This window comes from Sphingobium nicotianae, assembly GCF_018603885.1.
Taxonomy (GTDB): domain Bacteria; phylum Pseudomonadota; class Alphaproteobacteria; order Sphingomonadales; family Sphingomonadaceae; genus Sphingobium; species Sphingobium nicotianae.
The window spans coordinates 180,986-201,887 of the sequence record NZ_JAHGAW010000008.1 but is presented as its reverse complement, the minus strand read 5'-3'; the positions used below and the strand labels follow the sequence as shown (position 1 = coordinate 201,887).

Here is a 20,902-nt window from a genome sequence, read left to right as displayed (position 1 = left end):
TCCACCAGCTTCGCTGGTCCCCCTCCCCGTACCGGGGAGGATTTTTTTTGCATAACGTCATGCCAGCACCTCGGCGCAGCGATCGCACAGGGCGCCGTCCTGCGTCACCTCGGGCAGGTGGCGCCAACAGCGGCCGCATTTGTGATGGCTGGTCGGAGATACTTCAATCTCTATCGTCCGTGCAGTATCATAACCATCTTTGAAGATCGAAACCGGAGCGGTGATGGCAATTTCAGCCATGTCCACAGACTGCAAAATCTCCTCCTCGTAAGGAGAAAAAACCTGAATCCGCACACCAGCTTCAAGACTTGATCGCACACGCTTCTCCCGCCGCAGGGGCTCAATGGCCTCGTTCACCTGATCGCGCGATGAACGGATCGCCGCCCAGCGCTGGCCGAGCGACGGATCGAGCCAGGCGGCGTGCACGTCCGGCCAGACCAGCAGATGCACCGAGCCGCTCTCCGGGTAACGCGACTGCCAGACTTCCTCGGCCGTGAATGGGATGATCGGCGCGGCATAGCGCACCAGCGCGTGGAACAGATGATCGAGCACGGTGCGGTAGGCGCGGCGCTTGTCGGTCTCCCGGCCCGTCGCCGGATCGATCTCGCAATAGAGGCAATCCTTGCGGATATCGAAGAAGAAGGCCGAGAGATCATTGTTGGCGAAGTCATTGAGGGCGCGGGTGTAGCGGCCGAACTCCAGCCAGTCCTCGCGATCCTCGCCCTTGTCGACGACAGCGCGCATCTGCGCGTCCAGCTCGGCGAGCTTGTGGAGCATGTAGCGCTCCAGCTCCGGCATGGCCGAGACGGGCACGCGATCATCCTGCGAGAAGCCGGCGAGCGCGCCGAGCAGATAGCGGAAGGTGTTGCGCAATTTGCGATAGGCATCGGAGGAACCGGCGAGCACTTCCTTGCCGATGCGGACGTCGTCGAAATAGTCGGTCGAGGCGACCCACATGCGCAGGATGTCGGCGCCGCTCTCGCCGATGATCTTCAGCGGATCGACGACATTGCCGAGGCTCTTGGACATCTTGCGGCCCTGCCCGTCCAGCGCGAAGCCGTGGGTCAGCACCGCGTCATAGGGCGCGCGGCCGCGCGATCCGCAGCTTTCCAGCAGCGAGGACTGGAACCAGCCGCGATGCTGGTCAGATCCCTCGATGTAGAGATCGGCGCGGACGCCGGCGCCATAGCGCGCCTCGACGACGAAGCTGTGGGTGGAGCCGCTGTCGAACCAGACGTCGAGAATGTCGTTGACCACCTCGAAGTCTTCGAGGCGATATTTGTCGCCGAGCAGCGCCTGATGATCGGCGCCGAACCAGGCGTCCGCCCCGCCCTGCTCGAACGCGGCGATGATGCGGGCATTGACGGCGGGGTCGTTGAGATATTGCCCGCTCTGGCGGTTCACATAGAGCGCGATCGGCACGCCCCAGGCGCGCTGGCGGCTGATCACCCAGTCCGGACGATCCGAGACCATGGCGTTGATGCGGTTCTTCGAGCGCTCGGGCACCCAGCGGGTGCGCTCGATCGCGTCCAGCGCCACCTCGCGCAGAGTCGGGCCGTTGCCCTTGCCATGGCCGGCGATGAGGCTGGTGAGGCCGATGCCCAGCGGCACCTCGGGCGGATGCACCGGCTCGGGCGTCGAGATGTCGCTCGGCTGGTCCATCGGGATGAACCATTGTGGGGTGCAGCGATAGATGATGCGCGCCTTGGAGCGCCACGAGTGGGGATAGCTGTGCTGGAAGGCGCCGGCCGAGAGCAGGGCGCCGACCTCGCGCAGGTCCGAGCAGATCGGGCCATCGGGGGCGTTGAACTTCGGGTTGATGACGCTGTTCGAGCGCGCGTCACCGCGCGGCAGCCAGAGCCAGTCGGCGCGATAGACGCCGTCCGCCTCGACCGCGAAGACCGGATCGATGCCATGCGGCTTGCAGGCGAGGAAATCCTCCTCGCCATGATCGGGCGCCATGTGGACGAGGCCGGTGCCGGCGTCGGTGGTGACGTGCGGCGCGGAGATGAATGGGCGCGGCTTGGCGAAGAAGCCGCCGAGATGGTGCATCGGGTGGCGGGCGACGGCGCCGGCGAGTGACCCGCCTAGAAGGCCCAGCCCTTTGTCGACCGAAGTCTTCCCCAACCGCTCAAGAAAAGACTTTTCGAGGTTGAGCGCGTAGATAAATCGACGCCCATCGATCTCAGAGACGACGTACTCAATCCCTTCACCGTAAGCGATTCCTTGGTTGACCGGGATCGTCCACGGTGTGGTCGTCCAGATCACCGCATAGTGCGGGATTCCGGAACTGATCGCCTCTTGAAGCTCCGGCGCGTTCGGCGCCTCGACGATCTCAAACGCCAGATCGATCTGGGTTGAGGTCACATCCTCATATTCGACCTCGGCTTCGGCAAGCGCGGTCTTCTCGACCGGGGACCACATCACCGGCTTGGCGCCGCGATAGAGCTGGCCGGTCTCGGCGAAGGTCAGCAGTTCCTTCACGATCGCGGCCTCGGCCTCGAACTTCATGGTCAGGTACGGGTCTTCCCAATCGCCCATGATGCCGAGACGCTTGAACTGCTCGCGCTGCACGTCGACCCACTTGGCGGCATAGGCGCGGCACTGGGCGCGGAACTCGGCGGGCGGCACCTCGTCCTTGTTCTTCTTCTGCTTGCGATATTCCTCCTCGATCTTCCATTCGATCGGAAGGCCGTGGCAGTCCCAGCCGGGCACATAGGGCGCGTCCTTGCCGAGCAGCGACTGGCTGCGCACGATGATGTCCTTGAGCACCTTGTTCATCGCATGGCCCATATGGATGTCGCCATTGGCATAGGGCGGGCCGTCGTGGAGGATGAAGCGCTGGGCGCCGGTGCGGGCCTTGCGCAGGGTCTTGTAGAGATCCTGCTCTTCCCAGCGCGCGAGAATGGCCGGCTCCTTCTGCGCGAGGCCGGCCTTCATGGGGAAGTCGGTCTGGGGCAGGAAGACGGTGGACTTGTAGTCCGCGGTGTCGGGGCTGGGCTGGTCGGTCATGATGGCGGGCATCTAGCAAAGCCCGTTCGTCCTGAGTAGCTGCTGAGCGACGTCGAAGCGGCGTATCGAAGGACAGCGCCTGACGCTTCGATACGGGCCTTCGATAGGCTCAGTCCCTACTCAACGCGAACGGGGAGGGAAAAGAGGTTCGCCCCTACGCGAGGCGGCGGGCGGGCGCAAGCGACGGGCGCCAAGGGACCGAGGCGCGCGGCAGTCGTTGAGGCTGCCGCTGGTCTGCTCTATGCAGGTCGCCGTCCAACAGCAGAGAGGATTCCCGATGCGCGTCGCTCCCTTGTTTGCCGGTCTCGCCGTGGTCGTCGCCGGCCTCTCCGCCTGCAGCCAGGAGGCGCAGGACAAGGCCAAGGATGCCGGAAATGCCATTGCCAACGACATGAGCAATGCGGCCAGCAATGTTTCCGCCGCTGCCGACAAGCTCAGCGACCGGGCGCAGAATGCGCTTAACAAGGCGAGCGCGGCCGCCACCAACGCCAGCAATGCCACCGGCGCGGCACTGGAGAATGCCGGACGCGACCTGCGCAAGCACTGAACCGTCAGCGGAGGGCGCGCGCTCAGCCGCGGCCGGGCCGCTCGATCATCGCCTTGAGCGCCTTCAAGTCGCGGTTGATCAGCTTGATGTCGGCGGCGAAGCGCTCCTCGTCCATCCCCGGCTGGCGGAACAGGGTGAGGACAACTTCCGCGCCTTCCCCATTCTCCAGGACGCGGAGCGGCACATGGACGGGCGCCCCCTCGCCCGTGTCGACGACATGATCCATGACGCCATAATCGTTATGCGGCGTGAAGCGGATGCGGATCGGGCCGTCCGGGCCGATCGCCTCCCAATGATCGCCGGCCGGGTGGAGATCGCTCTCGGCGAGACCCGCTGCCCATCTGGGGAAGACCTCCGGCCGCCAGATCTGCTCGTAAAGCGCTCGCCACGGCATGGCGACGGAGATGCTGAAGGTGCGCGCTGGCAACATGAGTGGGTCCGATCTGCCTTTGGGGATCCCGTTACAATGCGAACATGCATGTGGCCATCCTTCTCCCGCAAGCGGGAGAAGGATATGCAGCCTCAGGACGGAGTTGGATGAGGGTCTTTCTTCGGCAGGGTCCAGAAGGCCCTCACCCTCCCGCTTCGCGGGTCCCTCCCTCTCCCGCCAGCGGGAGAGGGTGATTTAGGCGGTCAGGCGCGCATAGACCGGTGTCGCCGTGAACGCCTCCCAGGTGGTTTTCCATTGCCGCACCGGTTTGGCCTCCGGCCAGAAGGGCGTCCACATCTCGCCCGGCTCCGCGCCCAGCGCGCGGGCGACACGAGCGCTCGGCTCGTTGGCCGGGTCGATCATGTGCAGCGTCTGCGTGCGGCCGAGCATGTGATGCGCCCAGTGGAATGCGGCCGCGGCCGCCTCGACCGCATAGCCCCTGCCCTGGAAGGCCGGGAAGATGCCCCAGCCGATCTCGAAATCCGGCCAGCCCGGCGGCTGGAGCGGGCCGACATGGCCGACGAAGTTGCCGCTCGCCTTCTCCTCCACCGCGAAATTGCCGAAGCCGCGCGCGGTCCAGTGGCCCGAGAGATTGCAGAAGCGCTGCCAGCTCTCGGCATAGCTGAGGCCCCGCCCCTCGCGCGTGATGAAGGCGGCGAAGCGATCGTCGCCCATCTCCGCGCAGAAGGTCTCGACATCGTCGGCGCGGAAAGCGCGCAGGATGAGGCGGGGGGTCTCGATGGTGGGGGGCTGGGTCATGTCTCTCCATTTTGTCTTTAGCCCCTCCCCTTTAGGGGAGGGGTTGGGGTGGGGTTTCAACCTTGGCGACTTGACGCGACGTTGCGATGATCGCTGCGCGACACCCACCCCCTACCCCTCCCTTGAAAGGGAGGGGCTTAGATCAGTCATGCGCCCAAAATCTCCCGCGCCCGGGCGACGTCCTTGTCCATCTGCGCGACCAGCGCGTCGAGGCTGTCGAACTTCTCCTCGCCGCGCAGCCGCTCGATCAGGGCGACGTCCAGCGTCTGGCCATAGAGGCTGCCGGAAAAATCAAAGAGGAAGGTCTCGAGCAGTTCCTTAGGCGGATCGAAGGTCGGGCGGATGCCGAGATTGGCCGCGCCCGCATAGACACGCTCGTCGGGCAGGCGCACGCGCACCGAATAGATGCCGTAAGCCGGCCGCAGATAGGAACCGAGCAGCATGTTGGCGGTCGGGAAGCCGATGGTGCGGCCACGCTTGTCGCCGTCGATCACCTCGCCCTGAATGGCGAAAGGGCGCGTCATCAGGCGGGTCGCCGTGGCGCAATCGCCCGCCACCAGCGCGTCGCGGATGCGGCTGGACGAGACGATCTCGCCATGCTCGTCCAGCACCGGCGCGACGGCCTCGGCCGTGAAGCCCTGCGCCGCGCCGAGATGGCGCAGCACATGGATGTCGCCGCCGCGGCCCTTGCCGAAGGTGAAGTCCTCGCCGGTGACGACGCCCGCCGCGCCGAGCGGGCCGGTCAGCATGGCGACGAATTCCTCGGCACTCTTGGCCGCCAGCGCCTCGTTGAACCGGAAAACCAGCATCGCGTCCGCCCCCGCCTGCCCGAACAGCCGCTCGCGCTGGTCGAGCGTGGTCAGGCGGAAGAAAGGGGTCTCGGGCCGGAACAGGCGCACGGGATGCGGATCGAAGGTCGCGACGATGACGGGACGCCCTTCCGCCCGCGCCCGCTCGACGGCGCGTGCCACCACGGCCTGATGACCGAGATGAAAGCCGTCGAAATTGCCAAGGGCGATGATGCCGCCGCGCAGATGCGCCGGGATCGCCCCCTCGCTGGTGATCCGTTCCATTCAGCCCGGCTATAGGCAGCGCGGAGGGTCTGCGCCAGTCCCTGCTAGACACAGGCTTTTCCATCCGGGAAACTCAGCGAACCATCTCGGGGTTGGCCGAATTGCTCAGGCGCGCAGATAGGTGACGTAGCTATAGGCCGGCACGTCGCCAAGCGTGGGAAAATCCTCGCGGGCAGTCTCGCGCCAGCGGGCAGGATCGGGTGAGGCAATGAAGGCATCGCCCATCGGATAGCTATGCACCTGGGTCAGTTCGATGCGATCGGCGATCGGCTCGAACAGGCGATACAGCTCGGCGCCGCCGATCACGGAGATGACCGGCGCGTCGGCGATGGCGACCGCGTCCTCGACACTGTGGACCACCTCGGCGCCCTCCCGCGCCAATCCCCCGTCGCGGGTGAGCACGATATGGCGGCGGCCGGGAAGTGGCCGAGGGAAGCTCTCGAAGGTCTTGCGGCCCATGACCATCGGCGTACCCATGGTCATCGCCTTGAAGCGACGCTGCTCGCCGGGAATGCGCCAAGGGATGCCGCCGTCGCTGCCGATCACGCCATTGTCGGCGCGGGCAATCAGCAGAACGATCTCCGGGCGGCCTGCGACCATGCGACGGGGTTTCAGGCGCGCAGATAGGTGACGTAGCTATAGGCCGGCACGTCACCGAGCGGCGGGAAGTCCTCGCGGGCGGTCTCGCGCCAGCGTGTGAGGTCCGGCGCGGGGATGGTCGTGTCGCCCGGCGGCGCGATGTGGACCTCGGTATATTCCAGCCGGTCGGCGATGGGCTCGAACATGGCGTGGAGCTCCGCGCCGCCGATCACCGAGAGCACCGGGCCGTGCGCCGCGGCGATCGCCTCCTCCATCGTGTGGACAACCTCGGCGCCGGGCGCCGACCAGTCGGGATCGCGCGTCAGCACGATGTGACGCCTGTCCGCCAGCACGCCGGGCAGGCTCTCGAAGGTCTTGCGGCCCATCAGCATCGGCGTGCCCATCGTCATCGCCTTGAAACGGCGCAGATCCGAAGGGATATACCAGGGAATATCGTTGTTCGCGCCGATCACGCCATTGTCGGCGCGGGCGAACATCAGGACGATTTCGGGCTTGCTCTCACTCATGCCTGTCCTCCCAGACGCAGCCGCGTCACATGGCCCATCTTGCGGCCGGGGCGCGCCTCATGCTTGCCGTAAAGATGCAGATGCGCGGTCTCGTCGGCGAGGATCTGCGCCCAGTCGTGCGCCTGGTCGCCGATGAGATTCTCCATCGCGACGCCGGGCGCGGCCAGCAGGGTCGAGCCGAGCGGCAGGCCGCAAATGGCGCGGACATGATTCTCGAACTGGCTGGTGACGGCGCCCTCGATCGTCCAGTGACCGCTATTGTGGACGCGCGGCGCCATCTCGTTGAAGATCGGCCCATCGGCGCCGCAGAAGAACTCCAGCGCCAGCACACCGACATAATCGAGCGCCTGCGCGATCCTGCCGGCGATGGCACGCGCCTCCGGCACCTGCGCGAGGATCGGCGGGGGTGCGGGCACGGTCGAGGTATCAAGGATGCCGTCCGCATGGACGTTGACCGGCGAATCCCAGAAGCGGAGCTGGCCGTCATGGCCCCTCACGAGAATCACCGAGAATTCGTGATCGAACCGCACGAAGCCCTCCAGCACCGCGCTCTGCCCGCCAATCTCGGCCCAGGCGCGATCGAGCGTGGCCGGGGCGGTGTCCATCAGGCGGGCCTGACCCTTCCCGTCATATCCGAAACGGATGGTCTTGAGGATCGCGGGGGCGCCGACCTGCGCGATCGCCGCGTCCAGCGCAACGCGATCCGGGACCGGCGCATAAGGTGCGGTGCGGCCGCCGAGCCCGGCGACGAAGCCCTTCTCCGCCAGCCGGTCCTGCGCGATGCCGAGGGCGCGCGCATTGGGCTGGACATGGCCGAGCTGGCCGAGCAGCGCGACCGCCTCGCTCGGCACATTCTCGAACTCGTAAGTGATGACGTCGACCGCATCGGCGAACCGGCCGAGCGCGTCGGCGTCCCCATAGGCGCCGCGCGTCCAGCGCGGCGCGACATCGGCGGCCGGCCCGCTCTCCTCGGGCGCGAAGATATGCGCGCGATAGCCGAGCTGCGCGCCCGCCATGGCGAGCATGCGGCCGAGCTGGCCGCCGCCGACGATGCCGATGGTCGAACCGGGAGGGACGAGTTTCAAGGGATGCTCCCGATCACCAAACTGCCGTCATTCCCGCGGACGCGGGAATCCAGACCGCATTGGCGCACTCGTCATCGACATTGCAACTGGATTCCCGCGTTCGCCGGAATGACGAGATGCTGAGGGTGCGAGGCACCTCATTCGGGCGTCTCCGCCACCGCCTCGGTCTGCCGCTTGCGCCAGGCATCGAGCCGCCGGGCCAGCGCCGGATCGTGATTGGCGAGAATGGCGGCCGCCAGCAGGGCGGCGTTGATCGCGCCGGGCTTGCCGATCGCAAGCGTGCCGACAGGGATGCCGCCGGGCATCTGGACGATGGAATAGAGGCTGTCGACGCCCGAGAGCGCGGCGGACTGGATCGGCACGCCGAGCACAGGCAGGCGCGTCATGGCGGCGGTCATGCCCGGCAGGTGCGCCGCGCCGCCGGCGGCCGCGATGATGATCTCCAGCCCACGTCCTGCCGCGTTTTTGGCATAGTCAGCCATCCGGTCGGGCGTGCGGTGCGCCGAGACGATACGGCATTCATGCGGCACATCGAGCGTTTTGAGCGTGTCGGACGTATGGCGCATGGTCTCCCAATCGGATTGCGAGCCCATGATCACGCCTATTTTCACCATCTTACCCGCCCCGACCTTATCGCCTAAATCCATGCCTAATGCGCCTGGACATGTCGGCTGGAAACCTTTCGTTAATTCGCTCGCCAATAGAGATCAGGGGCAGGCGGCACAACCGATCAAAACGGTCCAGCTTCGGGACCGGTCGCTCTTTTGGGGCTGCAAAAATCAAAACATGAAACTATACTTCGTAAAACGGGTTCACATCTTGGTCGCGCAAGGGAGGTAGAGCTTGGCACGAGCCACTACCCGGGACGTCGCGCGCGACTCAAACGGCGGCGACCTCCCGGCACTGGAACAAGAGGTTTTCGCGCTCCGCAGAGAGCTGCGGCTGCTGCAACTCGCCAATGAGGAGCTCGAGCGGCTGGTGGTGCGCGACACGCTCACGCCGCTGTTCAATCGCCGCCATTTCATCTCGTGCCTCGCCGATCGCCTCAGCCGCCTGGAACGATACGGCACCCTCGCCGCCCTGGTCTTCGTCGACGTCAACGGCATGAAGCTGATCAACGACAATTACGGCCACAGCGCCGGCGACTATGCGCTGCTGCATATCTCGCGCCTGCTGGCCGCCTCGGTGCGCAGCACGGACATCGCCGCGCGTGTCGGCGGAGACGAGTTCGCGCTGTTGCTCGATGGCGTGACCGAGGATGGGGCCCGCGACAAGGCGAGCCAGCTCGCCGCCGCCATCGCGGCCTCGGAATGCCGGTTCGGCGAGGATGTCCTCATGCTCTCCGCCTCGTTCGGCTGCACCGCGCTGCGCCCCGGCGACAGCGACTTCTCCGCGATCGCCCGCGCCGACATGGCCATGTATTCCGCCAAGCGGCGCATCGGAAACGGCTACGGAGGCGCCTGAATGTCGGGAAACATACGCCACAATGAAGCGCTGCATCGCTACGAGCTGGAGGTCGACGGCGGCCTCGTCTTCGCCGACTATCGGCCGCAGGGCGACAAGCTGCTGATCGTCCATACCGAAACGCCCCCGGCGCTGCAGGGTCGCGGCCTTGCCGGGCAGCTGGTCAAGGGCATGCTTGCCGATATCCGCGCCCGTGGGCTCAAGATCGTGCCGCAGTGCAGCTACATCGTGGCCTATCTGCAGCGGCACCCCGAGGAGCGGGATCTGGTTGCGCAATAGGGTTCGCCGGTGCGTTGTGCAGTGTCGAGACGCGAAACTTCTTTAGAAGCGGCGAGTACCTGTCTTTCCTCGGATGGAGGCCGCCGCCCCCTCACCGCTCCGAGAGATAATAGCGATCCACCGCCTTCAACTCGTCATCCAGCTCATAGACGATCGGCTGGCCGGTCGGGATTTCGAGGCTGGTGATCTCGTCGTCCGGAATGCCCGAGAGATGCTTGACCAGCGCGCGCAGCGAGTTGCCGTGGGCCGAGATCAGCACGCGCTTGCCAGCCCGCAGCTCCGGCGCGATGCGGCTTTCCCAATAAGGCAGGACGCGGGCGATCGTGTCCTTGAGGCTCTCGGTATTGGGGATCGCGATGCCGGCATAGCGGCGATCTTTCGAGAGGTCATACTCGCCGCCCGGCGCCAGCGGCGGCGGCGGGATGTCGAAGCTGCGGCGCCAGATCAGCACCTGGTCGGCACCATGTTTGGCCGCCGTCTCCGCTTTATCGAGGCCGGTCAGGCCGCCATAGTGGCGCTCGTTGAGGCGCCAGTCCTTCTCGACCGGCAGCCACAGGCGGCCCATCGCCTCCAGCGCGATGTTGAGCGTCTTGATCGCGCGCAGCTGGACCGAGGCGAAGCACTGATCGAAGTCGAGACCCTTGGCAGCCATCAGCTCGCCGGCCGCCTTGGCCTCCGCAGCGCCCTTCTCGGTCACGTCCACGTCCCACCAGCCGGTGAAGCGATTCTCCAGGTTCCAGGCGGACTGGCCGTGGCGGATGAGGACGAGGGTCGGCATGGCAGGGCTCCAGTCTGTCGATATTGGGGGCCTGATAGCGCGATTTCACGGCGGTGCAACTTGTCCGGGCCATCACAATCCGTCATGAAACCGCCCGCAGGCGCATAGACAGGCGAACGTGAAGGAGAAGCAGCATGGCAATCGAGCGGACAGTGCACATCCATGAGGGTCCCGGCGGCCCGTTCGAATCCATGTTCGTGAGCGACGCGGACGCCGGCACCCAGCCGGGTATCCTGCTCTTCCCCAATTTCTGGGGCGTCAAGGAATGGGACTATGCCAAGGCCGAGACGCTCGCCGCGCTCGGCTACAAGGTGCTGGTCGTCGACTATTATGGGCAGGACAAGCGCGCGGCATCCATGGAAGAGGCCGGGAAGCTGCTGCACGATTTCATGGACGACAGGGCGCTTGTGAAGGAACGGCTGCTCGACGCTATGGCGGAACTCAGGAAGCAGCCCGGAGTGGACGGCGCGCAGCTGGGCGCGATCGGCTTTTGCGCCGGGGGCAAGTGCGTGCTCGACCTCGCCCGTGCCGGGGCGGACATCAAGGGCGGCGTGAGCTTCCACGGCGTGTACGACGCACCGCCCTTCCCCAACGCCGCGATCACCGCCAAGCTGCTGATCTGCGACGGCTGGAACGACAGCCTCTGTCCGCCAGACGCGAAGGTCGCGCTCTGCAAGGAACTGACCGAGGCAGATGCCGACTGGCAGTTCATCAGCTACAGCCGCACCGGCCATGCCTTCACTGCCGACGACACCCCGCCGAGCCCGGCCTTCGGCTTCCAGCCCGACACCAACCGGCGGAGCTGGAAGGCGATGACGGATTTCTTTGAGGAAGTGTTCGGCTGAGCCTTCTCAAGCGCCTCTTCAAATCTCCTCCACCATCTCCGCCAACGTCGCCAGGCAGTCGCGGGCGAGCTGCATCGAGCGCTCGGGGCTCCAGCCCTGGGCGGGATCGGGCATGTCGACATTGTCCTTGAACGGCATTTCCAGCGTCATCGCGACGGCGCCGTAGCGCTCGGCGAGCTGGGCGGTGGCCATGGAGAGATTGGCCTTGCCGGGCCGCGCCTCGGGATAGCCGAGGCGGGTCTGGAAATCGGGCGTGCGGACCGCCAGCGTGTCGCGATACTTGCGGAACGAAGCGAGCTGCGCGTCCTTGATCGACGGGATGCCCTCGAAACCGGCGAGGAAGACGGCCGGGATCGCCTCGTCACCATGCACGTCCATGGCGAAGGCGACACCGGTCTCGTCCATCCGGTCGCGCACGCACAGCACTTCGGGCGAGCGCTCGGCGCTTGGCGCATGCCACTCGCGGTTGAGATTGACGCCTGCCGCATTGGTGCGAAGGTGTCCCCGCGTCGAACCATCGGGGTTCATGTTCGGAACGATGTAGATCCTGCAGGCGGCGAGCAGCTTGCGGGCGTGGACATTGCCGGGGTCGGTCAGCATGTCCAGCGCGCCTTCCATCCACCACTCGGCCATGGACTCGCCGGGATGCTGGCGGGCGATGAACCAGATGGGTTTGGCGCCGGTGCCCAGCTCGAGGCAGTCGATCGGCCGGCCATCGAGGCTGAAGCCGAGCTGGCGCAGGGTCACGCCGTCGCAGGCACCGGCCTGTGCAACCAGATCGTGATGCCGTTCCAGCGAGTAAGGCGCGAAATAGGCGAACCAGGCGGCGTCGCTCTCCAAGGTGTAGCGCACCGTCAGCGTGCCGCCAGCCTCGTTCACGTCGTAGCTGGAAGTGGCGCGGCGCCACGTCTCGCGATCCTCCGAGACGCAGGCGCCATAATCGGCCCAGCCGTCCGGATAGGCGGAGGCCGCGAGGCCGGTGATGCGCAGGGTCAGCGCCGTGCCGGCCGGGGCGGCGGCGCGGAAATGGAACCACTGGAAGAAGTCGCTCTCATTGTCCTTGCGGATCGAGAGGGTGGCGGTGGTTCCGTCGATGCCCTCGACGACGATATTGCCGCTGTCGAAGACGCTGGTGATGCTCAGCGCGGCGGCCGCGCTCCTGGTCTGGTCGGTCATTTCACCGTGATAGTCTGACCCGAGGGACCAGGATAGTCCCTGAACAGCGCGTCGGCGAGCTTGCCCGCGGCCAGACCCGGCTGCGCGGCGGGCGTGCCCTGCTTCGCCTGCGTCTCGGCGCGGCCTTCCCAGATGGCGGTCCTGTCGCTGACCCGGCGGAGCTGGACGCGCAGGCGTGTCGCCACCACCGGCTTGGGCTTGCCGGAGAGATTGATGCCGATGCCAAGGCCCAGACCGCTGCCGTAGCTGCCGGTCGATCCGCCGACCCCGACGCTGACCGGCGAGCGCCGCTGCTCGGCGGGCGCGAGCGTGTCGCGCGTCGTGTCGATCACCGCCTCGAAATCGGCGGCGCCGCCGTCGACGACGGAGAAGCCGGTGCGCGTCAATGCCGCGCCGACGGCATTGGCGGTGGTGCGGAACTCCAGGCTGCCGGCGTCGGCCGCATCGCCCGGCACGAGCAGCACCCGCCCCTGCCGCGCGACCGCATCGCCATGGAAGCGCGTCACGTCGACCGGTGCCAGCGCGGTGGCGCAGCCCGTCAGCAGGAGCGCCGGCAGCGCCGAAGCCATGATATGTCTGAAGCGCGTCATTGCCCGTCCATCCTCTCTGCCGCCGATCCCACAACGATCGCGGCGCAATTTCGTGACCGGACAGGAGTGCACCCTTAGCGGGCGGCGATCAACATTGTCGGGCGACTGTGGCATGGCAGCATCCGATTTGCGCGTCATTTTCGGTCGAAAATCACGAAGTTCACGGGGTGGCGCAATTGTAAAAACTCCGCCGCCCGAGTCGCCCGAACGGCTCAGGTCTGATCGGGGACAGCATGACTCGCTATGCGCGATGTAGGACAGGGGGGATTTCGCATGAGGCAGACCTATCAGGGCGCGTGTCACTGCGGCCGGACGCGGTTCGAGGTGACGGCCGATCTCGATCATGTGCGCGCCTGCGACTGCTCAATCTGCCGGCAGCGCGGCGCGCTCAACCATCGCGTGGCGGAGAAGGATCTGCGCCTGCTGACGCCGATCGAGCATCTGAGTCTCTACACGTTCCACACGCAGACGGCCCGCGACTATTTCTGCCCGGTCTGCGGCATCCAGCCGTTTCGCCGTCCGCGCGGGCTGACCCCAACCGAGGAAGCGGCGGGCCTGCCGCGCTTCGAGGGGTGGGCGGTCAATGTGCGCTGCCTGGAGGGTGTCGACCTAGACACGATCCCGATCCGGCGCGTGTTCGGGAGCCGGTTGCCCTGAGCGGGCGCCCCGCTTCCGCTTTTTCCGCCCCGCGTGCCTTGACTTTGCGCCGATGCCCCCATAGAGGCGCGGCTTCGTTTTCAGCCCTGCAGAATCATTCGGAAGCCCGATCATGAAGATCCGTAACTCGCTCAAGTCGCTCAAGGACCGCCACCGGGACAACCGCGTGATCCGTCGTCGCGGGCGCACCTATGTGATCAACAAGACCCAGCGCCGCTTCAAGGCCCGCCAGGGCTGAGCTTCCGCGCCGGAAGCGGATCGCCTCGGTCCGCTTGACGAGACAATCGACGCCCGGTCAGCCTCTGACCGGGCGTTTTGGCGTTTGTTTCATGACGATCGAGCCGCCGCCAACCCTTCCCCCAAGCGGGAGAAGGATACGCAGCCTTTTTGAGCGAAGCGAATTAGGTGCGGTTGGATGAGGGTCTTACTTTCGGCAACCTCCAGAAGACCCTCACCCTTCCGTGCCTTCGGCACTCCCTCCCTCTCCCGCAAGCGGGAGAGGGTTTGTGTAGTCCCGAATCACTTGGCCCTCCCCGGTGGGAGCGGGGAGGGCCGGAGTGGGATCAGTGGGAGACTTCACTCATTGGCGTCGTGGGAGAAACGCCGTTTTCTTCAGCGCCGTGGGAGAAGCGCTGAAATGGGGTATAGCCCCGACTTGTCGCGAGACTTTGTCGCGAAACGCAAAATTTGTATCAACTTGTCGCATGTCGGCGCGTCGACGATGCGGAAGGAAACCGGAAGATGACCGTCCGCTGTGAATGGGGCCTCAAGGGCGTCGAGCTGCTGCGCGACCGGGCGGGCGTCATCGTGATCGTCGACGTGCTCTCCTTCACGACGGCGGTGGACGTGGCCACGGCGCGCGGCGCGCTGATCTATCCCCATGCTTACGACCGCAGCGCGGACGGCGCGGCGCGGGCGGAAGAAGCTGCCCGCGCCGTGGGCGCGGTGCTCGCTCTACCCCGGAAGGTTGCGGCGGGCGGGCAATACAGCCTCTCGCCCGCCAGCCTCGCCGGGGCTGCGCCGGCCGCGCGGATCATGCTCCCCTCCCCCAACGGATCGACGCTGACCCTGGCCTGCGGCGACACGCCGGTGTTCGCCGGGTGCCTGCGCAACGCGACGGCGCTGGCCGATTCGGTGCGCGCCTTTGCCGGCGGGCGCGACATCGCCGTCATTCCGGCCGGCGAGCGCTGGCCGCAGGACGACAGCCTGCGCCCGGCGATCGAGGACTGGCTGGGCGCGGGGGCGATCATCTCGGCGCTCGGCCTGCCCTGCGCGCCGGAAGCCGAGCTGGCGCGCATCTCCTTCGAGGCCGCACGGGCCGACTTCGCCCATCTCATCCGCACTTCCATGTCCGGCCGCGAGCTGATCGAGGGCGGCTATGAGGGCGATGTCGAAATGGCGATCGACCTCGACGTGAGCGACGGCGCGCCACTGCTGGTCGACGGGGCCTATCGGCAGTAGGGGTGGACGTCGGCCGACCCGGCCGTTCGTGTCGAGCGAAGTCGAGACACGTTGGCACAGCGCTGAGCGTGTCTCGACTTCGCTCGACACGAACGGATGGGTTTCCATTCAACAGGACGCGGGCGATTCCATCCTACATCACGACTGTCCGATGCGCGCCTCCCAGCCGCCGATCAGCACGTCGAGCGCCACCACGAAACTGCCGCGATCGGCACCGACGGCATCCGGCCGGGCCGAGCGCAGGGTCGTCCAGCCGGTCACCAGCGCCTGCACCGAGCGCTGGGCGACGATCGCCTGATCGCGCGGCAGGCCCAGCGCGCCGAGCGATTGCAGGATGAAGGTGAGCGACTCCTCCGCCAGCCCTTCCTGCGGGCGAGCGATGACGATGAGTTGGCGCGCCTCGGGGATGGCAATCTGCGCGTCCCATAGCGCCAGGCCGAAATCATGCAGCCAGCGCTGCCAGCTCGGCGCCGGCCGCACAGCATCCAGGCAGGCGCGAAAGATGGAGGCGGACATGAGGCCAAGGAGCATGTCCTTGTCCGCCACGTGCCAATAGAGCGAGGACACGCTGACGCCGAGCCGCGCCGCGACCTTGCGCAGGCTGACCGCGCCGAGCCCTTCCTCCCGCAGGAGCGCGACGGCTTCACGCACGATCTGGTCTCGATCCAGCTTTGCAAAGGACATGGGGCTGCCTTGACAGCAATGGCGCGGAAAAGCATTACCCTCTAAACGAACATTGTTCGATTAGAGTCGGAGAGAGGCATGTATCCCTTCACCCCGGGCAGCTATGCGCCCCGCAACGGCTGGTATGTCGCGGCCTTCGCCGAGGAGATCGGCGAGGCTTTGCTCAGCCGCTGGATCCTCAATCAGCCGGTGGTGATGTATCGCACCGCGGACGGGACGGCGGTGGCGCTGGAGGGGCGCTGCCCGCATCGGCATTTTCCGTTCGGCGAGAGCAAGCGGATCGGCGACACGATCCAGTGCGGCTATCATGGCATCACTTTCGATGCGGCGGGCAAATGCACCTTCGTGCCGAGCCAGACGACCATTCCCGGCGTCTATTCGATCAAGCGCTATCCGCTCGTCGAGCGTGGTCTGTGGGCCTGGATCTGGCCGGGTGACCCGGCCAGGGCGGACGAAGCGCTGATCCCGACGCTGGACGAGATCGGCTATACGCTGCCCGGCATGATCCCGAACGCCTTCTACGCCATGCATGTGAAGGGGCGCTACCAGCTGCTCAACGACAATCTGCTGGACCTGACGCACCTGGGCTATCTGCATGGCACCTCGATCGGCACGCCGGACGATGCCGCCACGCCCGAAGTGCGCGACCTTAACGAGCGGCGCCTCTCCAGCCGCCGCACGATGCTCGACACGCCGCAGCCGCCGCTGCACATGGAGAATACCGACTATCGCGGGCCGATCGATCGCATCTCGGGCATGGATTTCTTCTTTCCCGGCTTCCATTCGGGGATCGGCGAACAGCGCTATCCGCGCAGCCATCCGCAGGCCGGGCAGATCATCAACACCAGCCGCGTGTGGCATGCCGTGACCCCGGCGACGCGCATGACCTGCAACTATTTCTTCGCGATGAGCGCCACCACGCAGGAGCGGCTCGACCGGGCCAAGATCACGCTGAAGCCGGTGCTGGACGAGGACAGCTTCGCCACCGAGGCGATCGAAAAGATCATCCAGACGATGGACGAGCTGCCGCCCGAGCTGATGCTGAAGAGCGACGTGACGGCCGTGCAGGGGCGGCGAATTCTCCAGGCGATGATGGATCGTGAAACGTTGGAGCGGGAGGGGCTGGACGCCGCGACCGCCTGAGTGCAGGCTTCGTCATCGATGACAAAGTCTGGAGAGAGGCACGACATGAACCGGTTCGAACAGGCCGTCTATGACTGCATGAAACCCACCGAGCGGCTCTATGAGCAGACCAGCAATCCGCTGCACAGGAAGATCCTGCTCAATTTCTGGCGGCACGTGCATCTGGAGGGCGCGGGCCTCTACGACCGGATCTGCAGCGACGACATGATGGTGGCGAACCCGGTCTATCGGGTCACCTGGGGCGCCAACCCGGCAGTGATCGAGGGGCGCGAAGGCGTCATGGCCTTCTACAACAGTGTCGGCGACGTCGTGCTGTGGAACAGCGACGACCGGATCGCCGTGGCGGACTGGGGCGTCGCGGACGAACTCACCTTCAACCTGCTCGGCCTCGGCGCGATCATGCAGGCGATCGGCTATGCCGTGCCCGATCCGGACAAATATTACCACGTGCAGAGCCGGCAGGCTTTCATCTGGCCCTATGACGAGAATGCCCGCCTCGCCGGCGAGCATCTCTATGAGGACAAGACGAGCCTCACATGGGAGGAAGTGGACGAGAGCGAGCTGACCACGGCGGCGCGCGTCAAGGAGATCCAGAAGGAGCTGCTCGCCGAGCTCCACGAGCGGTTCGGCGAAAATTTCTGGGTGTATGAGAAGGAAGCGGCGGCGGCCTAGGAGCCGCCCCTCAGTTGTCGAACCAGGGATTCTCCATGTCGCTCTCGACTTCCGGGCCGTGGCCCTGACGGGCGAAGATCTTGATCTTGCGGCCGTCGGGATCCTCGACGACGATGCACCAGGAGAGCCGGGTGGGGATGATGCCGCTGTGCGATGCGCCGACCGCGTCGAGATGCTTGACCCAGGCTTCGAGATTGTCGCGCGTCGGCACGACAAGCGAGATCACGTCGAACTTCTTGGCGGCGGCGGCATGGGCGGGCAGCAGGCGCAGGTCGAGCGCCGTGCCCAGTCCCGGCACCTGGCAGATATAGGCGTAGATATTCCCATCCGCATCGCGATGATCGGCTGCGGCGATGCGCTGCGCGAAGAAGGTCTTCTCGTAGAAGGCCAGGGATTTGTCGCAGTCCGACACCGCGAACTTGAGCGTGCGCAGCGCCTCGATCTTCAGCGCATCGTCGATTGCCACGCTCGCCATTGCCGTCCGTCTCCCTGAACCCTGGCCCGTTGGCCGAATCGGGACCGTGCCGGCACCGATCATGGGCGCGAGGCTACACCAGCGGCACGGCGGGTCTTATCCCGCGCGGAAGCAAAACGGTGCGCGGGGCGGCAGCACCCCTCTCCCGCTTGCGGGAGAGGGAGGGACCCGCGAAGCGGGAGGGTGAGGGTCTTGTGGACGTTGCCGATGAAGCAAGACCCTCATCCAACTGCGCCTAATTCGCTTCGCTCATAAGGCTGCGTATCCTTCTCCCGCTTGCGGGAGAAGGTTTGGGGCGCGCCTACCCCTCGCCCTCGCCATGTGCCTTGAGCTCGTCGCCGCGGATCGTGGCGACGTGGAGCACGTTGGTCGAGCCCGGCGTGCCGAAGGGGACGCCGGCGAGGATGATGATCTTGTCGCCGGCCCCGGCCACGCCATGGCGCAAGGCCATGCGCTTGGACTTGCCGATCATCTCCTCGAAGCTGCCGACGTCGCGCGTGCGCACGGCGTGGACGCCCCACATCAGCCCCAGCCGCCGCGCGGTGCTGACGCGCGGGGTCAGCGCGAGGATCGGTGCGGAGGGGCGCTCGCGCGCGACGCGGCGCACCGTGCTGCCCGAGGAGGTGAAGCAGACGATCGCCTTGGCCGTCACCGTCTCGGTGATCCGTTGGCTGGCCTCGGCCAGCGCGTCGGCCGTGGTCGGATCGGGCATGGTCTTGGTGAAGTGCAGCCGGTCGAGATAGCCCGGATCATGCTCGACGCTGTGGGCGATGCTGTCCATCATCGCCACGGCCTCCTCGGGCCAGTCGCCCGCCGCCGTCTCGGCCGAGAGCATCACCGCGTCGGCGCCGTCATAGACCGCCGTCGCCACGTCCGACACTTCGGCACGGGTCGGCGTCGGCGCCTTGATCATCGATTCGAGCATCTGTGTCGCGACGACCACCGGCTTGCCGAGGCGCCGGGCGCTCTCGACAATCTGCTTCTGCAGCGGCGGCACCGCATAAGGCGGCAGCTCGACGCCGAGATCGCCGCGCGCGACCATCACCGCGTCCGACATCTCCAATATCTCGTCCAGGCAGGCGAGCGCCGCCGGCTTCTCGATCTTGGCGAGCAACTGCCCATGGCCACCCATCAGCCGCCGCGCCTCGGCCAGATCCTGCGGGCGCTGCACGAAGCTGAGCGCGATCCAGTCGCAGCCCGCCTCGACCGCGAAGGCGAGATCGCGCCGGTCCTTGTCGGTCAGCGCCGCCATGGGCAGCACGACGTCGGGCACATTGACGCCCTTGCGCTCGGACAAGGTGCCACCGACCTCGACGAGCGTGTCGATCGCCACGTCGCTGACCGACTGGACGCGCAGCACCAGCTTGCCGTCATCGAGCAGCAGGCGCGTGCCTTCATGCGCCGCGGCAAAAATCTCGGGATGGAGCAAAGCGACGCGACTCTGGTTGCCAGGCGTCGGATCGCGATCGAGCCGGAAGCGTGCGCCCTTGGCCAGCGTGACCGGGCCGTTGGCGAAGGTGCCGATGCGCAGCTTGGGGCCTTGCAGGTCCGCCAGGATGGTGGTCGGGCGGCCATAATCCTTCTCGAAACCCCGGATGATCTCGATGTTGGCGGCATGTCCCTCATGCCCGCCATGGCTCATGTTGAGGCGGAAGGCATCGGCGCCGGCCAGGTACAGCTTGCGGATCATCGCCTCGCTGCTGCTGGCCGGGCCCAGGGTCGCCAGGATGCGAACCTTGCGGGTGCGGGGTGGGAGCTTCTTCATATCAGGCGATACCCTCTTGCGTCAGCGCAATGCCTGCCCAAATGGGAAAATCCAAGCAGCAACTGTCCGAAAGCGGACAATAGTCGTTCGAACCCGAAGCAGAGGGACATGCAATGACGATAGAGGCGCTCGATGACAAGATCGCGGCGGCGGCGTTCCGGCGGCTCGTCGAACATCTGCGCCATCGCACCGATGCGCAGAATGTCGACCTGATGGGCCTCGCCGGCTTCTGCCGCAATTGCCTGGGCGACTGGGTGCAGGAGGCGGACGGCACGATGAGCAAGGACGAGGCGCGCACGCTCATCTACGGCATGCCGCAAAGCGAATGGAAAGCGCGCTACCAGACCGAGGCGACGCCCGAGCAGCTCGCGAAGATGCAGGAAAGCATGGCGAAGAACGCGGGTTGAGGGCGGCGGCGAGTGCCGGCCGGGAGACCTGTCCAAAACCGGACGAGATGCCAGCTTTCGCTGGCATGACGAGTGGGGATTCGGTGGTTTTGTCAGTCTCGTCACCCCAGCGAACGCTGGGGTCTCGTGCGTCAGAGGATGACGTCGAAGAGATTATCCCAACCTGGATTGATGCTCTCGACCAGCTCGATCTTCCACGCGCGCTGCCAGGCCTTCAGGGCTTTCTCCCGCGCAATTGCCGTTACGATGTCGTCATGGCGTTCGGCGAAGACGAGCCGGGTAAGATTGTATTTTCGGCAGAAGGACGATCCGGTTCCGTTGCGGTGCTGGAAAACCCGCGCCGGCAGATCCGCCGCGACACCGACATAGAGCACGCCACGGGGCTTGTTCGTCATGATGTAGGTCCAGCCGCCGCGTTCCATGCCGGAATCTTAGTCACTGCCTCATGAGATGCCAGCTTTCGCTGGCATGACGACCAAGGGCGAACGTACCTG

25 protein-coding genes are annotated in these 20,902 nt (G+C 66.1%); 10 read left to right on the top strand and 15 right to left on the bottom strand.

Annotated elements, in window-relative coordinates:
• Window positions 1-57: 57 nt before the first annotated feature.
• Window positions 58-3,012, bottom strand: a complete 2,955-nt coding sequence (ileS, locus tag KK488_RS13545) for an isoleucine--tRNA ligase (protein WP_214624212.1) — start codon at window positions 3,010-3,012, stop codon at window positions 58-60.
• A gap of 277 nt (window positions 3,013-3,289) precedes the next feature.
• Here ileS and KK488_RS13540 point away from each other — a divergent pair, with 277 nt between their 5' ends.
• The gene (locus KK488_RS13540) at window positions 3,290-3,559 is read left to right on the top strand and encodes a hypothetical protein (RefSeq protein ID WP_214624211.1); all 270 of its coding nucleotides are present in this window, start codon (window positions 3,290-3,292) and stop codon (window positions 3,557-3,559) included.
• A gap of 22 nt (window positions 3,560-3,581) precedes the next feature.
• Here KK488_RS13540 and KK488_RS13535 read toward each other — a convergent pair whose 3' ends face one another.
• From KK488_RS13535 to purE, 7 genes are all read right to left on the bottom strand, one after another.
• Window positions 3,582-3,989 carry a polyketide cyclase gene (locus KK488_RS13535; protein ID WP_214624210.1) on the bottom strand — a complete coding sequence of 136 codons (408 nt, stop codon included), beginning with the start codon at window positions 3,987-3,989 and terminating at the stop codon, window positions 3,582-3,584.
• Between the two features lie 195 nt (window positions 3,990-4,184).
• Entirely contained in the window at window positions 4,185-4,748 is a 564-nt protein-coding gene (locus KK488_RS13530) for a GNAT family N-acetyltransferase (protein ID WP_214624209.1), read from the bottom strand.
• A 146-nt stretch (window positions 4,749-4,894) separates the two neighbouring features.
• On the bottom strand, window positions 4,895-5,821 hold the full coding sequence (locus KK488_RS13525; protein WP_214624208.1) for a bifunctional riboflavin kinase/FAD synthetase: 927 nt from the start codon (window positions 5,819-5,821) through the stop codon (window positions 4,895-4,897).
• A 105-nt stretch (window positions 5,822-5,926) separates the two neighbouring features.
• Window positions 5,927-6,421 carry a dihydrofolate reductase gene (locus KK488_RS13520; protein ID WP_214624207.1) on the bottom strand — a complete coding sequence of 165 codons (495 nt, stop codon included), beginning with the start codon at window positions 6,419-6,421 and terminating at the stop codon, window positions 5,927-5,929.
• Window positions 6,422-6,432: 11 nt separating this feature from the next.
• Window positions 6,433-6,927 (bottom strand): dihydrofolate reductase, encoded by a 495-nt coding sequence (locus tag KK488_RS13515; RefSeq protein WP_214624206.1) that lies wholly within the window; start codon window positions 6,925-6,927, stop codon window positions 6,433-6,435.
• On the bottom strand, window positions 6,924-8,012 hold the full coding sequence (locus KK488_RS13510; protein ID WP_214624205.1) for a 5-(carboxyamino)imidazole ribonucleotide synthase: 1,089 nt from the start codon (window positions 8,010-8,012) through the stop codon (window positions 6,924-6,926). The genes KK488_RS13515 and KK488_RS13510 overlap by 4 nt, the downstream gene beginning before the upstream one ends.
• A gap of 137 nt (window positions 8,013-8,149) precedes the next feature.
• Entirely contained in the window at window positions 8,150-8,659 is a 510-nt protein-coding gene (gene purE, locus KK488_RS13505) for a 5-(carboxyamino)imidazole ribonucleotide mutase (protein WP_250890401.1), read from the bottom strand.
• A 196-nt stretch (window positions 8,660-8,855) separates the two neighbouring features.
• On the opposite strand from purE, the gene KK488_RS13500 reads away from it, so the two are divergent.
• Entirely contained in the window at window positions 8,856-9,476 is a 621-nt protein-coding gene (locus KK488_RS13500) for a GGDEF domain-containing protein (RefSeq protein ID WP_214624204.1), read from the top strand.
• Complete coding sequence (locus KK488_RS13495) at window positions 9,477-9,755, top strand: GNAT family N-acetyltransferase (RefSeq protein WP_214624203.1); 279 nt, start codon at window positions 9,477-9,479, stop codon at window positions 9,753-9,755. It abuts the gene before it with no gap.
• Window positions 9,756-9,846: 91 nt separating this feature from the next.
• Here KK488_RS13495 and gpmA read toward each other — a convergent pair whose 3' ends face one another.
• Window positions 9,847-10,533 (bottom strand): 2,3-diphosphoglycerate-dependent phosphoglycerate mutase, encoded by a 687-nt coding sequence (gene gpmA, locus KK488_RS13490; RefSeq protein WP_214624202.1) that lies wholly within the window; start codon window positions 10,531-10,533, stop codon window positions 9,847-9,849.
• A 134-nt stretch (window positions 10,534-10,667) separates the two neighbouring features.
• Here gpmA and KK488_RS13485 point away from each other — a divergent pair, with 134 nt between their 5' ends.
• Window positions 10,668-11,378 carry a dienelactone hydrolase family protein gene (locus KK488_RS13485; RefSeq protein WP_214624201.1) on the top strand — a complete coding sequence of 237 codons (711 nt, stop codon included), beginning with the start codon at window positions 10,668-10,670 and terminating at the stop codon, window positions 11,376-11,378.
• A gap of 18 nt (window positions 11,379-11,396) precedes the next feature.
• Here the strand turns inward: KK488_RS13485 and KK488_RS13480 are convergent, their stop codons facing one another.
• Both KK488_RS13480 and KK488_RS13475 read right to left on the bottom strand, forming a co-directional pair.
• Window positions 11,397-12,554, bottom strand: a complete 1,158-nt coding sequence (locus KK488_RS13480) for a M14 family metallopeptidase (RefSeq protein ID WP_214624200.1) — start codon at window positions 12,552-12,554, stop codon at window positions 11,397-11,399.
• On the bottom strand, window positions 12,551-13,144 hold the full coding sequence (locus KK488_RS13475; RefSeq protein ID WP_214624199.1) for a DUF4136 domain-containing protein: 594 nt from the start codon (window positions 13,142-13,144) through the stop codon (window positions 12,551-12,553). The genes KK488_RS13480 and KK488_RS13475 overlap by 4 nt, the downstream gene beginning before the upstream one ends.
• A gap of 273 nt (window positions 13,145-13,417) precedes the next feature.
• On the opposite strand from KK488_RS13475, the gene KK488_RS13470 reads away from it, so the two are divergent.
• The 3 genes from KK488_RS13470 (at window position 13,418) to KK488_RS13460 (ending at window position 15,262) form a co-directional block, all read left to right on the top strand.
• A complete protein-coding gene (locus KK488_RS13470) occupies window positions 13,418-13,801 on the top strand; it encodes a GFA family protein (RefSeq protein ID WP_214624198.1) in 384 nt (127 codons plus the stop codon).
• Between the two features lie 112 nt (window positions 13,802-13,913).
• Window positions 13,914-14,039 carry a type B 50S ribosomal protein L36 gene (gene ykgO, locus KK488_RS13465; RefSeq protein WP_008069451.1) on the top strand — a complete coding sequence of 42 codons (126 nt, stop codon included), beginning with the start codon at window positions 13,914-13,916 and terminating at the stop codon, window positions 14,037-14,039.
• A 503-nt stretch (window positions 14,040-14,542) separates the two neighbouring features.
• Window positions 14,543-15,262 carry a 2-phosphosulfolactate phosphatase gene (locus tag KK488_RS13460; protein WP_214624197.1) on the top strand — a complete coding sequence of 240 codons (720 nt, stop codon included), beginning with the start codon at window positions 14,543-14,545 and terminating at the stop codon, window positions 15,260-15,262.
• Window positions 15,263-15,400: 138 nt separating this feature from the next.
• Here the strand turns inward: KK488_RS13460 and KK488_RS13455 are convergent, their stop codons facing one another.
• Window positions 15,401-15,946: a TetR family transcriptional regulator gene (locus KK488_RS13455; RefSeq protein WP_214624196.1), complete on the bottom strand. Its 546-nt coding sequence runs from the start codon at window positions 15,944-15,946 to the stop codon at window positions 15,401-15,403.
• Between the two features lie 78 nt (window positions 15,947-16,024).
• On the opposite strand from KK488_RS13455, the gene KK488_RS13450 reads away from it, so the two are divergent.
• A complete protein-coding gene (locus KK488_RS13450) occupies window positions 16,025-17,089 on the top strand; it encodes a Rieske 2Fe-2S domain-containing protein (protein ID WP_214624195.1) in 1,065 nt (354 codons plus the stop codon).
• 45 nt (window positions 17,090-17,134) lie between these two features.
• Window positions 17,135-17,761, top strand: coding sequence for a hypothetical protein (locus KK488_RS13445; protein ID WP_214624194.1), 627 nt, complete (start codon window positions 17,135-17,137; stop codon window positions 17,759-17,761).
• Window positions 17,762-17,771: 10 nt separating this feature from the next.
• On the opposite strand, the gene KK488_RS13440 is transcribed toward KK488_RS13445, so the two are convergent.
• Together KK488_RS13440 and pyk are read right to left on the bottom strand one after the other, a co-directional pair.
• Window positions 17,772-18,236 (bottom strand): VOC family protein, encoded by a 465-nt coding sequence (locus tag KK488_RS13440; protein ID WP_214624193.1) that lies wholly within the window; start codon window positions 18,234-18,236, stop codon window positions 17,772-17,774.
• 301 nt (window positions 18,237-18,537) lie between these two features.
• Complete coding sequence (gene pyk / locus KK488_RS13435; protein ID WP_214624192.1) at window positions 18,538-20,001, bottom strand: pyruvate kinase; 1,464 nt, start codon at window positions 19,999-20,001, stop codon at window positions 18,538-18,540.
• Window positions 20,002-20,114: 113 nt separating this feature from the next.
• Here pyk and KK488_RS13430 point away from each other — a divergent pair, with 113 nt between their 5' ends.
• Complete coding sequence (locus KK488_RS13430; protein WP_214624191.1) at window positions 20,115-20,408, top strand: DUF1244 domain-containing protein; 294 nt, start codon at window positions 20,115-20,117, stop codon at window positions 20,406-20,408.
• Between the two features lie 131 nt (window positions 20,409-20,539).
• On the opposite strand, the gene KK488_RS13425 is transcribed toward KK488_RS13430, so the two are convergent.
• Window positions 20,540-20,830 carry a GIY-YIG nuclease family protein gene (locus KK488_RS13425; protein WP_214624190.1) on the bottom strand — a complete coding sequence of 97 codons (291 nt, stop codon included), beginning with the start codon at window positions 20,828-20,830 and terminating at the stop codon, window positions 20,540-20,542.
• Between the last annotated feature and the right edge of the window lie 72 nt (window positions 20,831-20,902).

What these genes read in the sequence shown, in the direction of transcription:
- ileS (WP_214624212.1), bottom strand. Translation starts at nt 3,012, where the DNA reads ATGACCGACCAGCCCAGCCCCGACACCGCGGACTACAAGTCCACCGTC.
- KK488_RS13540 (WP_214624211.1), top strand. Translation starts at nt 3,290, where the DNA reads ATGCGCGTCGCTCCCTTGTTTGCCGGTCTCGCCGTGGTCGTCGCCGGC.
- KK488_RS13535 (WP_214624210.1), bottom strand. Translation starts at nt 3,989, where the DNA reads ATGTTGCCAGCGCGCACCTTCAGCATCTCCGTCGCCATGCCGTGGCGA.
- KK488_RS13530 (WP_214624209.1), bottom strand. Translation starts at nt 4,748, where the DNA reads ATGACCCAGCCCCCCACCATCGAGACCCCCCGCCTCATCCTGCGCGCT.
- KK488_RS13525 (WP_214624208.1), bottom strand. Translation starts at nt 5,821, where the DNA reads ATGGAACGGATCACCAGCGAGGGGGCGATCCCGGCGCATCTGCGCGGC.
- KK488_RS13520 (WP_214624207.1), bottom strand. Translation starts at nt 6,421, where the DNA reads ATGGTCGCAGGCCGCCCGGAGATCGTTCTGCTGATTGCCCGCGCCGAC.
- KK488_RS13515 (WP_214624206.1), bottom strand. Translation starts at nt 6,927, where the DNA reads ATGAGTGAGAGCAAGCCCGAAATCGTCCTGATGTTCGCCCGCGCCGAC.
- purE (WP_250890401.1), bottom strand. Translation starts at nt 8,659, where the DNA reads ATGGATTTAGGCGATAAGGTCGGGGCGGGTAAGATGGTGAAAATAGGC.
- KK488_RS13495 (WP_214624203.1), top strand. Translation starts at nt 9,477, where the DNA reads ATGTCGGGAAACATACGCCACAATGAAGCGCTGCATCGCTACGAGCTG.
- gpmA (WP_214624202.1), bottom strand. Translation starts at nt 10,533, where the DNA reads ATGCCGACCCTCGTCCTCATCCGCCACGGCCAGTCCGCCTGGAACCTG.
- KK488_RS13485 (WP_214624201.1), top strand. Translation starts at nt 10,668, where the DNA reads ATGGCAATCGAGCGGACAGTGCACATCCATGAGGGTCCCGGCGGCCCG.
- KK488_RS13480 (WP_214624200.1), bottom strand. Translation starts at nt 12,554, where the DNA reads ATGACCGACCAGACCAGGAGCGCGGCCGCCGCGCTGAGCATCACCAGC.
- KK488_RS13475 (WP_214624199.1), bottom strand. Translation starts at nt 13,144, where the DNA reads ATGACGCGCTTCAGACATATCATGGCTTCGGCGCTGCCGGCGCTCCTG.
- KK488_RS13470 (WP_214624198.1), top strand. Translation starts at nt 13,418, where the DNA reads ATGAGGCAGACCTATCAGGGCGCGTGTCACTGCGGCCGGACGCGGTTC.
- ykgO (WP_008069451.1), top strand. Translation starts at nt 13,914, where the DNA reads ATGAAGATCCGTAACTCGCTCAAGTCGCTCAAGGACCGCCACCGGGAC.
- KK488_RS13460 (WP_214624197.1), top strand. Translation starts at nt 14,543, where the DNA reads ATGACCGTCCGCTGTGAATGGGGCCTCAAGGGCGTCGAGCTGCTGCGC.
- KK488_RS13455 (WP_214624196.1), bottom strand. Translation starts at nt 15,946, where the DNA reads ATGTCCTTTGCAAAGCTGGATCGAGACCAGATCGTGCGTGAAGCCGTC.
- KK488_RS13450 (WP_214624195.1), top strand. Translation starts at nt 16,025, where the DNA reads ATGTATCCCTTCACCCCGGGCAGCTATGCGCCCCGCAACGGCTGGTAT.
- KK488_RS13445 (WP_214624194.1), top strand. Translation starts at nt 17,135, where the DNA reads ATGAACCGGTTCGAACAGGCCGTCTATGACTGCATGAAACCCACCGAG.
- KK488_RS13440 (WP_214624193.1), bottom strand. Translation starts at nt 18,236, where the DNA reads ATGGCGAGCGTGGCAATCGACGATGCGCTGAAGATCGAGGCGCTGCGC.
- pyk (WP_214624192.1), bottom strand. Translation starts at nt 20,001, where the DNA reads ATGAAGAAGCTCCCACCCCGCACCCGCAAGGTTCGCATCCTGGCGACC.
- KK488_RS13430 (WP_214624191.1), top strand. Translation starts at nt 20,115, where the DNA reads ATGACGATAGAGGCGCTCGATGACAAGATCGCGGCGGCGGCGTTCCGG.
- KK488_RS13425 (WP_214624190.1), bottom strand. Translation starts at nt 20,830, where the DNA reads ATGGAACGCGGCGGCTGGACCTACATCATGACGAACAAGCCCCGTGGC.